Below are 13,007 nucleotides of genomic sequence, written 5' to 3'. Positions count from 1 at the left end.
GCTCAAGGCGACCTCCACCGATGTCAAGGGCGTCCCCGGCCGGGGACGCCCTTCCGCGTTAGCCTGGAGCGTCACACTCCAGCCAGCTCAGTCAAGGGGCCAACCAACCCGTGCGCATCGCCAGGTTCTCCATCGACGGGAACGTCGCCTTCGGCGCGGTCGAGGGCGACGAGCCGGACGGGCTCGTCCTCGACATCATCAAGGGCATCCCGTTCACGGACTTCGAGCTCTCCGGCACCAAGGTGCCGCTGAGCAAGGTCCGGCTGCTCCCGCCCGTGCTGCCCAACAAGGTCGTGGCCTTCGGCCGCAACTACGCCGAACACGCGCGCGAGCTGGGCAACGAGGTCCCGGACGCCCCGTTCGCCTTCTTCAAGCCGTCCACCTCGGTGATCGGCGACGGCGACGCCATCCAGTACCCGTCCTTCTCCGCCGAGGTCCACCACGAGGCCGAGCTCGCCGTGGTCATCGGCCGGCTGTGCCGCGAGGTCCCCCGCGAGCGCGTCAAGGACGTGATCTTCGGCTACACCTGCGCCAACGACGTCACCGCCCGCGACGTGCAGAAGCGCGAGAAGCAGTGGGCCCGGGCCAAGGGCTTCGACACCTCCTGCCCGCTGGGCCCCTGGGTGGAGACCGGCCTGGACCTGAAGACCGCGGGCGACCTCACCGTCCAGCTCACGGTCAACGGCGGGCAACGGCAGCTCGGCCGCACCAGCGAGATGATCCACTCCATCGAGGATCTGATCGTCAACATCACCGAGGCCATGACGCTGCTCCCCGGCGACGTGATCCTCACGGGCACCCCGGCAGGGGTCGGCCCCCTGGTCGTCGGCGACGAGGTCGCCGTCACCATCGAAGGCATCGGCACTCTCACCAACAAGGTCGTCAAGCGTGGCTAGCGCATCCGCCCCAGCAGTCCGTGTCCGTTTCTGCCCCTCGCCCACCGGCAACCCCCATGTGGGCCTGGTCCGCACCGCCCTGTTCAACTGGGCGTTCGCCAAGCACCACCAGGGCACGCTGGTCTTCCGCATCGAGGACACCGACGCCGCCCGCGACTCGGAGGAGTCCTACACCCAGCTGCTGGACTCGATGCGCTGGCTGGGCTTCGACTGGGACGAGGGCCCCGAGGTCGGCGGCCCGCACGCGCCGTACCGCCAGTCGCAGCGCATGGACATCTACAAGGACGTCGCGGCCAGGCTCCTCGACGCCGGCCACGCCTACCGCTGCTACTGCTCGCAGGAGGAGCTGGACACCCGTCGCGACGCCGCCCGCGCCGCCGGCAAGCCGTCCGGCTACGACGGCCACTGCCGCGACCTGAGCGCCGAGCAGGTCGAGGAGTACACCGCCCGGGGCCGCACCCCGATCGTCCGCTTCCGGATGCCCGACGAGACGATCACGTTCACGGACCTGGTCCGCGGTGAGCTGACGTTCACCCCGGAGAACGTCCCCGACTACGGCATCGTCCGCGCGAACGGCGCACCGCTGTACACGCTGGTCAACCCGGTCGACGACGCGCTGATGGAGATCACGCACGTCCTGCGCGGCGAGGACCTGCTGTCGTCCACCCCCCGCCAGATCGCCCTCTACAAGGCGCTGACCGAGCTGGGCGTCGCGAAGTCCGTGCCCGCCTTCGGGCACCTGCCGTACGTGATGGGCGAGGGCAACAAGAAGCTGTCGAAGCGGGACCCGCAGTCCTCGCTCAACCTCTACCGCGAGCGCGGGTTCCTCCCCGAGGGCCTGCTCAACTACCTCTCCCTCCTGGGCTGGTCGCTCTCGGCCGACCAGGACATCTTCACGATGGACGAGATGGTCGCGGCCTTCGACGTGACCGACGTCAACCCCAACCCGGCGCGCTTCGACCTGAAGAAGTGCGAGGCGATCAACGCCGACCACATCCGTCTGCTGGACGTGAAGGACTTCACCGAGCGCTGCGCCCCCTGGCTGAAGGCCCCGGTCGCCCCCTGGGCGCCGGAGGACTTCGACGAGGCCAAGTGGCAGGCGATCGCCCCGCACGCCCAGACCCGGCTGAAGGTCCTCTCCGAGATCACCGACAACGTCGACTTCCTCTTCCTGCCGGAGCCGGTCCTCGACGAGGCGTCCTGGGCGAAGGCGATGAAGGAGGGCAGCGACGCCCTGCTGACCACGGCGAGGGAGAAGCTGGAGTCGGCCGACTGGAGTTCGGCCGAGTCCCTGAAGGAGGCCGTCCTGGCCGCCGGCGAGACCCACGGCCTCAAGCTCGGCAAGGCCCAGGCCCCGGTCCGGGTCGCCGTCACCGGCCGCACCGTCGGCCTGCCCCTCTTCGAGTCCCTGGAGATCCTGGGCAAGGAGAAGACGCTGGCCCGCATCGACGCGGCGCTGGCGAAGCTCGCGGCGTAACGCCGGAACGCGCGTGAGGGGCGGCTCCCGGACTTCCGGGAGCCGCCCCTCACACAGTCGCCTCAGACGGCGTCGCTCTCGTCGATCAGGTAGGCGAACTCGTCGAAGATCTCCAGCACGACGACGACGAGCACGGCTGCCGCCACCATGTACTCCAGCACGACGCCCGGGGCGACGTACGCCTTGCGCAGGTGCTCGTCGGGGCCGAGCTGTGCGGTCGCGACCTTGCGGAACGGATCGCGCGCCAGTATCCGCACGGCCTTGTCCAACTGAGCTCGACGCTCGCCGGGCAGGCCGTCGTACGCCGCCCGGGCCTCGACGGTGAACTGAACTCGGTACTCGCTCATGTCCTCAGTGTGCCAGCCCGCGATACGGTCGGGGCATGAGCATCCGTGCCGTTGTCTGGGACGTCGACGACACCCTCTTCGACTACACGACCGCCGACCGCGAGGGCATGCGGTCGTACCTCACCACCGAGCGGCTGCTCGACCGCTTCGGCACCGCGGAGGAGGCCCTCGCGCGCTGGCGGGAGGTGACCGACCAGCAGTGGGCGCGGTTCTCCGCGGGCGGGATCACCTTCGAGGACCAGCGCCGCGACCGGGTGCGGGCGTTCCTGGAACGGCCGGAGCTGACCGACGCGGAGACGGACGCCTGGTTCCGGCGGTACATCACCCACTACGAGGCCGCCTGGTCGCTCTTCCCGGACGTCCTGCCCGTGCTCGACGCCCTCGCCGCCAGTCACCGCCACGCGGTGCTCTCCAACTCCAGCATCCACGTCCAGGACCACAAGCTGCGCGTCCTCGGCGTCCATGACCGCTTCGAGGTCATCCTGTGCGCCGCGGAGCTCGGCGTCTCCAAGCCGGAGGCCGGCGCTTTCCTCGCGGCCTGCGAGGCCCTTTCCCTGCCCCCGCACCAGGTGGCCTACGTCGGCGACCACCCGGAGATCGACGGGCGGGGCGCCGCAGACGCCGGACTTCTCTCGGTGTGGATCGACCGCTACGGAGGCGGGGCCACCGTCGAGCTCCCGTCCGGCCGGCACCGCATCGTCAGCCTCGCCGAACTTCCCGCGCTCCTCGGCCCGGATACCCGTTTTGGAGCGCAGTCCACCTTCGGGTAATGTTCTTCCTGCGCCGCCGGAGAGCGGGCCGAAAGGCCGGAACCGGGGGAGCGAAACTAGAACGAGATCCCTTACGGGGCTTGCGTTCCAGTGGCCTATGGTGTAATTGGCAGCACGACTGATTCTGGTTCAGTTAGTCTTGGTTCGAGTCCAGGTAGGCCAGCTCGCAGAGCTCATCTGCGCACGTGGAGTTCGCCTCCACAAAGCCCCCGTTGTGTAGCGGCCTAGCACGCCGCCCTCTCAAGGCGGTAGCGCCGGTTCGAATCCGGTCGGGGGTACAGATCCTTCCCGCGGGGGGAGTTCGGGTAGCTCCCGCTCGCCTCGATGCAGGATCGCTAGGGCCCCCGTTGTGTAGCGGCCTAGCACGCCGCCCTCTCAAGGCGGTAGCGCCGGTTCGAATCCGGTCGGGGGTACAAACTGGTCTAAACCACATTGGTCTATGGTGTAATTGGCAGCACGACTGATTCTGGTTCAGTTAGTCTAGGTTCGAGTCCTGGTAGACCAGCTCGGATCTGCGGAAACGCAAGATCCTCGCCCCCGTTGTGTAGCGGCCTAGCACGCCGCCCTCTCAAGGCGGTAGCGCCGGTTCGAATCCGGTCGGGGGTACGCATCAAGGAAGGCCCTCCACTTCGGTGGGGGGCCTTCGCCGTGCTTCCTCAGGCGGCTCCTGCCCTGTCTCGTCGTGTGTCGGCTCCGGTGCGTCCACCCGGACCGGCCCCGTTCCGCGCGCTCACCGGAAGCCGTGCCGCCGGGCCGACTCCGTTTCCTGAGCCGCCCGGTTGCGGCCGCGGCAGCGGTTCGAACGGGGACCGCGCCGATCGCGGCAGTCCCGGTCCGCTCCGCCTTCGACTGCCGCGCCTCCGTGAAGCGCAGGTCGGGCGAGACCGCCCGGTGCGACAACCAGGCCCAGGACACGAGCAGTTCGGCGTCCCACTCGTAGCCGGCGCAGGTGCTGGACCGGTTAGCGTGCAGGTCGGCGCTCCGGGAGTTCTCTCGTGTGCCGGGCGCGGGCCGCCGCGCGGCCGGTCGCGCCCGCGCGGCGGAGCCGCACGGGGACACGGTCGCGCACCCTGGACAGGCTGTCCTGCCGTGGGGGAGGAGCGTGCCGCGGCGTTGAGGCCCGCTCTTCCCCCCTCACGGTGTCAGCCCGTCCGGCGCAGGGCCTCCGACAGGCGGCCCGCCGCGTCGATCACGGCCTGGGCGTGCATACGGCCCGGATGACGGCTCAGGCGCTCGATGGGGCCGGAGACGGAGACGGCGGCCACCACGCGGTTGGAGGGGCCGCGCACGGGAGCCGACACCGAGGCGACGCCCGGCTCGCGCTCGCCGATCGACTGGGCCCAGCCGCGGCGCCGTACGCCCGACAGGGCCGTCGCCGTGAAGCGGGCGCCCTGCAGGCCGCGGTGCAGCCGCTCGGGCTCCTCCCAGGCCATCAGGATCTGCGCCGACGAGCCGGCCTTCATCGTCAGCGTGGAGCCCACCGGGACCGTGTCCCGCAGCCCGGACAGGCGTTCCGCCGCGGCCACGCAGATGCGCATGTCGCCCTGGCGGCGGTAGAGCTGCGCGCTCTCGCCCGTGATGTCGCGCAGGTGGGTGAGCACCGGGCCGGCGGTGGCCAGCAGGCGGTCCTCGCCGGCGGCCGCGGCCAGCTCGGCGAGCCGGGGGCCCAGGATGAACCGCCCCTGCATGTCCCGCGCGACCATACGGTGGTGTTCCAGTGCCACGGCCAGACGGTGGGCCGTGGGTCGTGCGAGTCCGGTGGCAGCGACCAAGCCTGCGAGGGTGGCCGGGCCGGACTCCAGGGCGCTCAGGACAAGGGCTGCCTTGTCCAGGACGCCGACGCCGCTACTGTTGTCCATGAAACGATACTCCCGTCTCACTCTGTGAAACGCAAGTTCAATTTTCCGTGAGACGCGCAACCCTTGGACACATGGCGGCCCGCAGACCAACGGGCCTGGCGGCGGGTGCCCGGGAACGCGGAGAACACGACCGAGGGCGTCGCCTCCACAAGATCTCTAGTTGGGCCGGTGCGTCTTCGCCGGCCGGAGGGAAAGCGATGGGTAGGACACTCGCGGAGAAGGTCTGGGACGACCATGTCGTCCGGCGCGCCGAGGGCGAGCCCGACCTCCTCTTCATCGATCTGCACCTGCTGCACGAGGTGACCAGCCCCCAGGCCTTCGACGGCCTCCGTCAGAACGGCCGCCCCGTGCGCCGTCTCGACCTCACCATCGCGACCGAGGACCACAACACCCCGACCCTCGACATCGACAAGCCGATCGCCGACCCGGTGTCCCGCGCCCAGCTGGAGACGCTGCGCAGGAACTGTGCCGAGTTCGGTGTGCGGCTGCACCCGCTCGGCGACGTCGAGCAGGGTGTGGTGCACGTCGTGGGCCCGCAGTTGGGTCTGACCCAGCCCGGCATGACCGTCGTCTGCGGCGACTCTCACACCTCCACGCACGGAGCCTTCGGCGCCCTGGCCTTCGGCATCGGCACCTCGCAGGTCGAGCACGTGCTGGCCACCCAGACGCTGCCGCTGGCCCGCCCCAGGACCATGGCGATCACGGTCGAGGGCGAGCTGCCCGACGGCGTCACGGCCAAGGACCTGATCCTGGCGATCATCGCGAAGATCGGCACCGGCGGCGGCCAGGGCTACATCCTGGAGTACCGCGGCTCAGCCATCGAGAAGCTCTCGATGGAGGCCCGGATGACCATCTGCAACATGTCGATCGAGGCCGGCGCCCGCGCGGGCATGATCGCCCCCGACGAGACCACCTTCGCGTACCTCCAGGGCCGCGCCCACGCGCCCGAGGGCGAGGACTGGGACGCGGCCGTCGCGTACTGGAAGACGCTGAGGACGGACGACGACGCCGAGTTCGACGCCGAGGTCGTCATCGACGCCGCCGCGCTGTCGCCGTTCGTCACCTGGGGCACCAACCCGGGCCAGGGCGCGCCGCTTTCGGCCGACGTCCCCGACCCCGCTTCGTACGAAGACGCCTCGGAGCGCCTCGCCGCCGAAAAGGCCCTGGAATACATGGGGTTGGAGGCCGGACAGCCGCTGCGCTCCATCAACGTGGACACCGTCTTCGTAGGTTCGTGCACCAACGGCCGCATCGAGGACCTGCGGGCCGCCGCCGCGATCGTCGAGGGCCGCAAAGTCGCCGACGGCGTGAGGATGCTGGTCGTTCCCGGCTCCGCGCGGGTCGGTCTGCAGGCCGTTTCCGAGGGCCTGGACGTCGTCTTCAAGGAGGCCGGCGCCGAATGGCGGCACGCGGGCTGCTCGATGTGCCTCGGCATGAACCCCGACCAGCTGGCGCCGGGCGAGCGCTCCGCGTCCACCTCCAACCGCAACTTCGAGGGCCGGCAGGGCAAGGGCGGCCGCACCCACCTGGTGTCGCCGCAGGTCGCGGCCGCCACGGCCGTCCTGGGCCACCTGGCATCCCCGGCCGACCTGTCCGACGCCGAGACCCGTACGCCCGCTGGAGTCTGATCAGTCATGGAAGCATTCACCACGCACACCGGCCGGGCCGTCCCGCTGCGCCGTTCCAACGTCGACACCGACCAGATCATCCCTGCTCACTGGCTCAAGAAGGTCACGCGGGACGGTTTCGAGGACGGTCTGTTCGAGGCCTGGCGCAAGGACGCGGACTTCATCCTCAACCGTCCCGAGCGGCAGGGCGCGAGCGTTCTGATCGCCGGCCCCGACTTCGGCACCGGCTCCTCCCGTGAGCACGCCGTCTGGGCGCTGCAGAACTACGGCTTCAAGACCGTGATCTCCTCCCGGTTCGCCGACATCTTCCGCGGCAACTCGCTCAAGAACGGCCTGCTCACGGTCGTTCTGGACCAGAAGACCGTGGAGGCGCTGCAGGAGCTGAGCGAGAAGGACCCGCAGGCCGAGATCACGGTCGACCTCGAGGCGCGCGAGGTGCGCGCCGAGGGGATCACCGCCGCCTTCGAGCTGGACGAGAACTCCCGCTGGCGGCTGCTGAACGGCCTGGACGACATCTCCATCACCCTCCGGAACGAGGGCGACATCGCCGCCTACGAGGCCAAGCGCCCGTCGTACAAGCCGAGGACGCTCCAGGTCTGATCCAAAGGCCCCGGGAAGCCCCGGGCAGGTCGAGTTTCGGCCACCGCGACACCCCCGCCGTACCCCCGATCCCACCGATCGGGGGTACGGCTGCGTCTGCACCCGTTCGGCCCTGCGGGCCTTCGTCGCCGCTGTCAACTGCCCACGTTAGGGGCGCTGTTGCCGGGGTATGCGGCTGGTGAGGACGTGACCGCCGGAAGCGCCCGGACGGCCGTCCGAGGCGGCAGTTGCCCCCTGGACGGGCGACAACTCGCCCCAGATGGCACAATCTGTGCATGGAACACGACGGCCAACTCGAGCTCTATACGGCGGTCGCGAACCAGCTCAAGGAAGCGCACGCGAGAGTGCGCGCACTGCAAGTCCCGGAGGGCGTACGGATGGCGCTGACCCGGAAGCTGCTGGTCATTACGGCCGCGGCCAAGCACGATCTCGCCGATGCGACAAGGCGTCTGGAGCGGTTCATGGTGGACCTCGACGAGGGGCGAACGCCCGAAGAGGACCGTTGACCGCCTCCGGAACAGCCGATTTCGTTGCGGCACAAGGGTGATTAGCCCGTTTCGTGTTTGATTTGCGGTATATATCTGCCTAACGTGCGAAAAAGCTTGAACAGTATCGTTCCGGCTAATGTCTCCGAAGGGGAAGACGTGAACAAGGCGCAGCTCGTAGAAGCGATTGCCGACAAGGTGGGCGGCCGCCAGCAGGCCGCCGACGCGGTCGACGCGGTCCTGGACGCCATCGTCCGCGCTACGGTCGCCGGCGACCGGGTCTCGGTCACCGGTTTCGGTTCGTTCGAGAAGGTCGACCGGCCGGCCCGCTACGCTCGCAACCCCCAGACGGGCGAGCGCGTGCGGGTCAAGAAGACGTCCGTGCCGCGTTTCCGCGCGGGCCAGGGCTTCAAGGACCTGGTGAGCGGGTCGAAGAAGCTCCCGCGCGGCGGTGAGGTCGCCGTCAAGAAGGCCCCCAAGGGCAGCCTGACCGGCGGCGCTTCCGCCACGGTCAAGAAGGCCGCCGCGAAGAAGGCCACCCCCTCGACGAGGGCCGCCGCCGCGAAGAAGACCACGGCCACGGCGAAGAAGACCACGGCCAAGAAGACGACGGCGGCCGCGAAGAAGACCACCGCGAAGAAGACCACGGCCAAGAAGACGACGGCGGCTGCGAAGAAGACCACCGCCGCGAAGTCGGCCACCGCCAAGAAGACGACGGCCAAGAAGGCCCCGGCCGCGAAGAAGGCGACGGCCACCAAGGCCCCCGCCAAGAAGTCGACCGCGCGCAAGACCACCGCCAAGAAGGCCACCGCCCGCAAGGCGTAGGGCACCTGGGGCACTCACACGCCGGGCCGGACTCCCTCTCGGAGCCCGGCCCGCGGCGTGTGCGGAGCCCGCTCAGAAGGTCTGCAGCGTCACCAGGGTGATCCGGGGGCCGGAGCCGTCGCCGCGCTCCTCCGTCTCGATGCGCACCCGCTGTCCGGGCCGCAGCAGCCTCAGCCCGCCCGCGTCGAACGCCGGGGCGTCGAACGGCACCGGTGTGCCGTCGTCCAGCAGCACCTGTCCGCTGCGCGTGGCGGGGTCGTACGTGTATGCGGTCGCCTGCATGGCGGCAGCCTACTGCCCCGGGATGAGCAGCCGCGCGGCCGCCGCGGCCGTCCGGGGCCCCACTCCCAGGACCAGGGCGGCGCGAAGATCCTCGCCGGTGTCCACGTCCTGGCGCACCGAATCCACCGCGTCGAGACGGAGTTCCTCGGCTCCGGACGCGCGATGCCGGGCGCGTGAGTCCGCGCCGAACGCGGGCCGCAACGCCCGGCCGGGAGCGGCGGTGAGAAGCGTGGTGCCGATCGCGGCCGCGTCCGGGAGGAATGCGCGGGGGAATTCGGCGGCCGCGTCCAGCACGCGCGCCAATTCCGGCGGGCGCAGCGCCGGCAGGTCGGCGTTGAGGGCCGCGAGCGGGGAATCGGGACGCAAAGCCCGTACGGCGGCCGCCCCGTGCGCCAGGGCGGCGTTGAGGCCCGCGCGCGGCTCGTCCGGCACGATCCGCACCCCCGGCGCCGCCAGGGTGCGTGCGGCCAGGGCGTCGTCCGTGACCACGGCCACATCCCGCACCGCCGACGAGGCCAGCGCGGCGGCCACGGTGTCCGCGGCGAACGCCAGGGCGAGCCCGGGGCGCAGCCCGTCGGCGGCGGTGTCCGCGAGCCTGCTCTTGGCCAGCGCCAAGGGCTTCAGGGGTATGACCAAGGTCCACTGCACCGGCGTACCGTCTCTCTCTCGTCGCGGCCATTGTCACCCGGCTCGTCCGCAGGTCGGAGGGGCGGGCGTACGGTGTTCTCGACAGACCAGCGGCCCGGGGCGACACTTGTGCGGCCCCGGGTCCAGGAGCAGGCCTTGGGAAGTCCTAGAGGAAGGTGTCCGCGTGCCCCGCCGCAGAATCGGCTTCTGGTACCGCTTCGCAGCGGTCCTCTGCAAACCCTGGCTGGTGGTTCTGATCAAGCGGGACTGGCGCGGAATGGAGCACATTCCGGCCGAGGGCGGATTTATCACCGCGGTGAACCACAATTCACATGTCGACCCGTTCGCGTACGCCCATTTCCAGTACAACAGCGGGCGGGTACCGCGATTTCTCGCGAAGAGCGGGCTTTTCACGCACGGATTCGTCGGGGCCGCGATGCGGGGCACCGGACAGATCCCCGTCTACCGCGAGAGCACGGACGCGTTGAGCGCCTTCCGGGCCGCGATCGACGCCGTGGAGCGCGGTGAGTGCGTCGCCTTCTACCCCGAGGGCACCCTCACCCGCGACCCCGACGGCTGGCCCATGACCGCCAAGACCGGCGCGGCGCGTGTGGCCCTGCAGACCAGGTGCCCGGTGATCCCCGTCGCCCAGTGGGGCGCCAACGAACTGCTGCCGCCCTACGCCAGGAAGCCCCGCCTCCTTCCGCGCAAGACCCACCATGTGCTCGCGGGCCCGCCCGTGGACCTCGCCCGGTTCTACGGCCACGAGATGACCCCCGAGCTCCTGAAGGAGGCGACGGAGGTCATCATGGCGGCCGTGACCGCCCAGCTGGAGGAGATCCGCGGCGAGAAGGCGCCCGACAGGCCCTACGACCCGCGCCGGGAGCGGATCGAGCAGCGCCGTCGTACCCAGGCGGAGACCGGCGCGGAGACCGGCGTCGAGATCAGTCACGAGGGAGAGAACAGCAAGTGAGCAAGTCCGTGAAGGCAGCGGTGTTCAGCGCCGGTTCGTGGGGGACGGCCTTCGGCATGGTGCTCGCCGACGCGGGATGCGACGTCACCCTGTGGGCGCGTCGCCCTGAGGTGGCCGAAGCGATCAACACCACGCGGGCCAACCCCGACTACCTCCCCGGCATCGAGCTCCCGGGGAATCTGCGGGCCACGACGGACCCCGCCGAGGCCGCCGCCGACGCCGACTACACGGTCCTGTCGGTGCCCTCGCAGACGCTGCGCGCCAACCTCGCCGACTGGACCTCCCTGCTCGCCCCGGACACCGTCCTGGTGTCCTTGATGAAGGGCGTCGAGCTGGGCACGACCATGCGGATGAGCGAGGTGATCGAGGACGTCGCCAAGGTGGGCCGGGACCGCATCGCCGTGGTCACCGGACCGAACCTCGCCAGGGAGATCGCCTCCCGCATGCCCGCCGCGGCCGTGGTCGCCTGCACCGACGAGGCCGTCGCCCAGCGGCTCCAGGCCGCCTCCCACACGCCGTACTTCCGTCCCTACACCAACACCGACGTGGTGGGCTGCGAGCTGGGCGGCGCGGTGAAGAACGTCATCGGCCTCGCGGTCGGCATCGCCGACGGCATGGGCCTGGGCGACAACGCCAAGGGCTCGCTGATCACCCGCGGGCTCGCCGAGACCACCCGACTGGGCCTGGCGATGGGTGCGGACCCGCTCACCTTCGCCGGACTCGCCGGACTGGGCGACCTGGTGGCGACCTGTTCCTCGCCCCTGTCCCGCAACCACACCTTCGGCACCAACCTCGGCAAGGGCATGACCCTCCAGGAGACCATCGCGGTCACCCGGCAGACCGCGGAGGGCGTCAAGTCCTGTGAGTCGGTGCTGGATCTGGCCCGCCGGCACGGCGTCGACATGCCGATCACCGAGACGGTCGTCGGCATCGTGCACGAGGGCAAGCCTCCGGTGGTCGCCCTCAAGGAGCTGATGTCGCGCAGCGCGAAGTCCGAACGACGCTGAGCGAACCCGGTGGGCGGACGCTGACTCCTTGCTCTACCACCGGGTACTCTCAAGCCGATATGAGCACCGAGAACCTCCCCCAGAGCCTTCAGCAGCCCGTCCGCAAGCCGCGGGTGGCCGTCGTCTTCGGCGGCCGCAGCTCCGAGCACGGGATCTCCGTGGTCACCGCCGGCGCGGTCCTGCGGGCCATCGACCGGACCAAGTACGAGGTCCTGCCGATCGGCATCACCCGCGAGGGCCGCTGGTTCCTCACCGCCGACGAACCCGAGCGCATGGCGATCACGGACCGCCGTACGCCCGACGTCGACGAGCTCGCCGAGTCGCGGGACGGCGGAGTGGTGCTCCCCGTCGACCCCGCCAACCGCGAAGTCGTGTACCACGAGCCGGGATCGGTGCCGAAGGCGCTCGGCGAGGTCGACGTCGTCTTCCCGGTGCTGCACGGTCCCTACGGCGAGGACGGCACCGTGCAGGGTCTGCTGGAGCTCTCCGGCGTCCCGTACGTGGGCTCGGGTGTGCTCGCCTCGGCCGTCGGCCAGGACAAGGAGTACATGAAGCGGGTGTTCACCTCGTTCGGGCTCAAGGTCGGCCCGTACGTGGTGATCCGCCCCCGCGAGTGGGAGCAGGACGAGCCGGGCGCCCGCAAGAAGATCATCGACTTCGCGGGCGAGCACGGCTGGCCGCTCTTCGTGAAGCCCGCGCGCGCGGGCTCGTCCATCGGCATCACCAAGGTCGACGATCTCTCCGGGCTCGACGAGGCGATCGCCGAGGCCCAGCGCCACGACCCGAAGATCCTCGTCGAGGCGGCGCTGCGGGGCCGCGAGATCGAGTGCGGCGTCCTGGAGTTCGAGGACGGCCCCCGGGCCTCCCTCCCGGCCGAGATCCCGCCGCCGGACGCGCACGCCTACTACGACTTCGACGCCAAGTACATCGACTCCACCCCGGGGATCGTCCCGGCGCCGCTGACCGACGAGGAGACGGCGCGGGTCCGCGAGCTCGCGGTGGACGCCTTCGAGGCGGCGTCCTGCGAGGGCCTGGTCCGCGCGGACTTCTTCCTCACGGAGGACGGCGAGTTCGTCATCAACGAGATCAACACGATGCCGGGCTTCACGCCTATCTCGATGTACCCCAAGATGTGGCAGGAGACCGGGATCGGCTATCCCGAGCTGGTGGACCGCCTGGTGCAGGCGGCGCTGCGCAGGTCCACGGGCCTGCGGTGATCCGGGGCTGACCG

General features: G+C 70.3%; 14 protein-coding genes and 5 tRNA genes. 15 read left to right on the top strand and 4 right to left on the bottom strand.

Features of this window, described 5'->3' with window-relative positions:
- Positions 1-110 precede the first annotated feature (110 nt).
- Positions 111-896, top strand: a complete 786-nt coding sequence (locus tag IE239_RS22790) for a fumarylacetoacetate hydrolase family protein (RefSeq protein WP_190151221.1) — start codon at positions 111-113, stop codon at positions 894-896.
- On the top strand, positions 889-2,373 hold the full coding sequence (gene gltX, locus IE239_RS22785) for a glutamate--tRNA ligase (RefSeq protein WP_190151220.1): 1,485 nt from the start codon (positions 889-891) through the stop codon (positions 2,371-2,373). The genes IE239_RS22790 and gltX overlap by 8 nt, the downstream gene beginning before the upstream one ends.
- A gap of 62 nt (positions 2,374-2,435) precedes the next feature.
- Here the strand turns inward: gltX and IE239_RS22780 are convergent, their stop codons facing one another.
- Complete coding sequence (locus tag IE239_RS22780) at positions 2,436-2,720, bottom strand: hypothetical protein (protein WP_190151219.1); 285 nt, start codon at positions 2,718-2,720, stop codon at positions 2,436-2,438.
- 35 nt (positions 2,721-2,755) lie between these two features.
- On the opposite strand from IE239_RS22780, the gene IE239_RS22775 reads away from it, so the two are divergent.
- The 6 genes from IE239_RS22775 to IE239_RS22750 all read left to right on the top strand — a co-directional run bounded on the left by IE239_RS22775 (position 2,756) and on the right by IE239_RS22750 (position 4,096).
- Complete coding sequence (locus IE239_RS22775) at positions 2,756-3,490, top strand: HAD family hydrolase (protein WP_190151218.1); 735 nt, start codon at positions 2,756-2,758, stop codon at positions 3,488-3,490.
- Positions 3,491-3,581: 91 nt separating this feature from the next.
- Positions 3,582-3,653 (top strand) — tRNA-Gln (locus tag IE239_RS22770).
- 42 nt (positions 3,654-3,695) lie between these two features.
- Positions 3,696-3,768: transfer RNA gene (locus IE239_RS22765), tRNA-Glu, on the top strand.
- Between the two features lie 62 nt (positions 3,769-3,830).
- Positions 3,831-3,903 (top strand) — tRNA-Glu (locus IE239_RS22760).
- Between the two features lie 20 nt (positions 3,904-3,923).
- Positions 3,924-3,995 (top strand) — tRNA-Gln (locus IE239_RS22755).
- Positions 3,996-4,023: 28 nt separating this feature from the next.
- Positions 4,024-4,096 (top strand) — tRNA-Glu (locus tag IE239_RS22750).
- Between the two features lie 536 nt (positions 4,097-4,632).
- On the opposite strand, the gene ndgR is transcribed toward IE239_RS22750, so the two are convergent.
- The gene (ndgR, locus tag IE239_RS22745; protein WP_081219617.1) at positions 4,633-5,349 is read right to left on the bottom strand and encodes an IclR family transcriptional regulator NdgR; all 717 of its coding nucleotides are present in this window, start codon (positions 5,347-5,349) and stop codon (positions 4,633-4,635) included.
- A gap of 197 nt (positions 5,350-5,546) precedes the next feature.
- On the opposite strand from ndgR, the gene leuC reads away from it, so the two are divergent.
- The 4 genes from leuC (at position 5,547) to IE239_RS22725 (ending at position 8,887) form a co-directional block, all read left to right on the top strand.
- Positions 5,547-6,977 (top strand): 3-isopropylmalate dehydratase large subunit, encoded by a 1,431-nt coding sequence (gene leuC, locus IE239_RS22740; RefSeq protein ID WP_190151217.1) that lies wholly within the window; start codon positions 5,547-5,549, stop codon positions 6,975-6,977.
- Between the two features lie 6 nt (positions 6,978-6,983).
- Positions 6,984-7,577: a 3-isopropylmalate dehydratase small subunit gene (gene leuD, locus IE239_RS22735; RefSeq protein ID WP_190151216.1), complete on the top strand. Its 594-nt coding sequence runs from the start codon at positions 6,984-6,986 to the stop codon at positions 7,575-7,577.
- 275 nt (positions 7,578-7,852) lie between these two features.
- Positions 7,853-8,083 carry an SCO5555 family protein gene (locus IE239_RS22730; RefSeq protein ID WP_190151215.1) on the top strand — a complete coding sequence of 77 codons (231 nt, stop codon included), beginning with the start codon at positions 7,853-7,855 and terminating at the stop codon, positions 8,081-8,083.
- Positions 8,084-8,221: 138 nt separating this feature from the next.
- Positions 8,222-8,887 carry an HU family DNA-binding protein gene (locus IE239_RS22725; protein WP_190151214.1) on the top strand — a complete coding sequence of 222 codons (666 nt, stop codon included), beginning with the start codon at positions 8,222-8,224 and terminating at the stop codon, positions 8,885-8,887.
- Between the two features lie 72 nt (positions 8,888-8,959).
- Here the strand turns inward: IE239_RS22725 and IE239_RS22720 are convergent, their stop codons facing one another.
- A complete protein-coding gene (locus IE239_RS22720; protein ID WP_190151213.1) occupies positions 8,960-9,169 on the bottom strand; it encodes a hypothetical protein in 210 nt (69 codons plus the stop codon).
- 9 nt (positions 9,170-9,178) lie between these two features.
- Positions 9,179-9,817 carry a 2-phospho-L-lactate guanylyltransferase gene (gene cofC / locus IE239_RS22715; RefSeq protein WP_190151212.1) on the bottom strand — a complete coding sequence of 213 codons (639 nt, stop codon included), beginning with the start codon at positions 9,815-9,817 and terminating at the stop codon, positions 9,179-9,181.
- Positions 9,818-9,980: 163 nt separating this feature from the next.
- Between cofC and IE239_RS22710 the strand changes: the two genes are divergently transcribed.
- Genes IE239_RS22710 through IE239_RS22700 form a run of 3 tightly spaced genes read left to right on the top strand, consistent with a single transcriptional unit; the run spans position 9,981 to position 12,993 of the window.
- Entirely contained in the window at positions 9,981-10,769 is a 789-nt protein-coding gene (locus tag IE239_RS22710; protein ID WP_190151211.1) for a lysophospholipid acyltransferase family protein, read from the top strand.
- Positions 10,766-11,776 carry an NAD(P)H-dependent glycerol-3-phosphate dehydrogenase gene (locus tag IE239_RS22705; RefSeq protein WP_190151210.1) on the top strand — a complete coding sequence of 337 codons (1,011 nt, stop codon included), beginning with the start codon at positions 10,766-10,768 and terminating at the stop codon, positions 11,774-11,776. The genes IE239_RS22710 and IE239_RS22705 overlap by 4 nt, the downstream gene beginning before the upstream one ends.
- A gap of 59 nt (positions 11,777-11,835) precedes the next feature.
- Complete coding sequence (locus IE239_RS22700) at positions 11,836-12,993, top strand: D-alanine--D-alanine ligase family protein (RefSeq protein WP_190151209.1); 1,158 nt, start codon at positions 11,836-11,838, stop codon at positions 12,991-12,993.
- Positions 12,994-13,007: the final 14 nt, after the last annotated feature.

Origin of the sequence: Streptomyces humidus, from assembly GCF_014649655.1 — a bacterium.
In the GTDB taxonomy this organism is placed as follows: Bacteria; Actinomycetota; Actinomycetes; order Streptomycetales; family Streptomycetaceae; genus Streptomyces; species Streptomyces humidus.
This window is presented reverse-complemented; position numbering and strand designations above follow the sequence as displayed.

Excerpts from the sequence above, each read along its gene's own strand:
- IE239_RS22780 (WP_190151219.1), bottom strand. The coding sequence starts at position 2,720 with ATGAGCGAGTACCGAGTTCAGTTCACCGTCGAGGCCCGGGCGGCGTAC.
- IE239_RS22775 (WP_190151218.1), top strand. The coding sequence starts at position 2,756 with ATGAGCATCCGTGCCGTTGTCTGGGACGTCGACGACACCCTCTTCGAC.
- ndgR (WP_081219617.1), bottom strand. The coding sequence starts at position 5,349 with ATGGACAACAGTAGCGGCGTCGGCGTCCTGGACAAGGCAGCCCTTGTC.
- leuC (WP_190151217.1), top strand. The coding sequence starts at position 5,547 with ATGGGTAGGACACTCGCGGAGAAGGTCTGGGACGACCATGTCGTCCGG.
- leuD (WP_190151216.1), top strand. The coding sequence starts at position 6,984 with ATGGAAGCATTCACCACGCACACCGGCCGGGCCGTCCCGCTGCGCCGT.
- IE239_RS22730 (WP_190151215.1), top strand. The coding sequence starts at position 7,853 with ATGGAACACGACGGCCAACTCGAGCTCTATACGGCGGTCGCGAACCAG.
- IE239_RS22720 (WP_190151213.1), bottom strand. The coding sequence starts at position 9,169 with ATGCAGGCGACCGCATACACGTACGACCCCGCCACGCGCAGCGGACAG.
- IE239_RS22700 (WP_190151209.1), top strand. The coding sequence starts at position 11,836 with ATGAGCACCGAGAACCTCCCCCAGAGCCTTCAGCAGCCCGTCCGCAAG.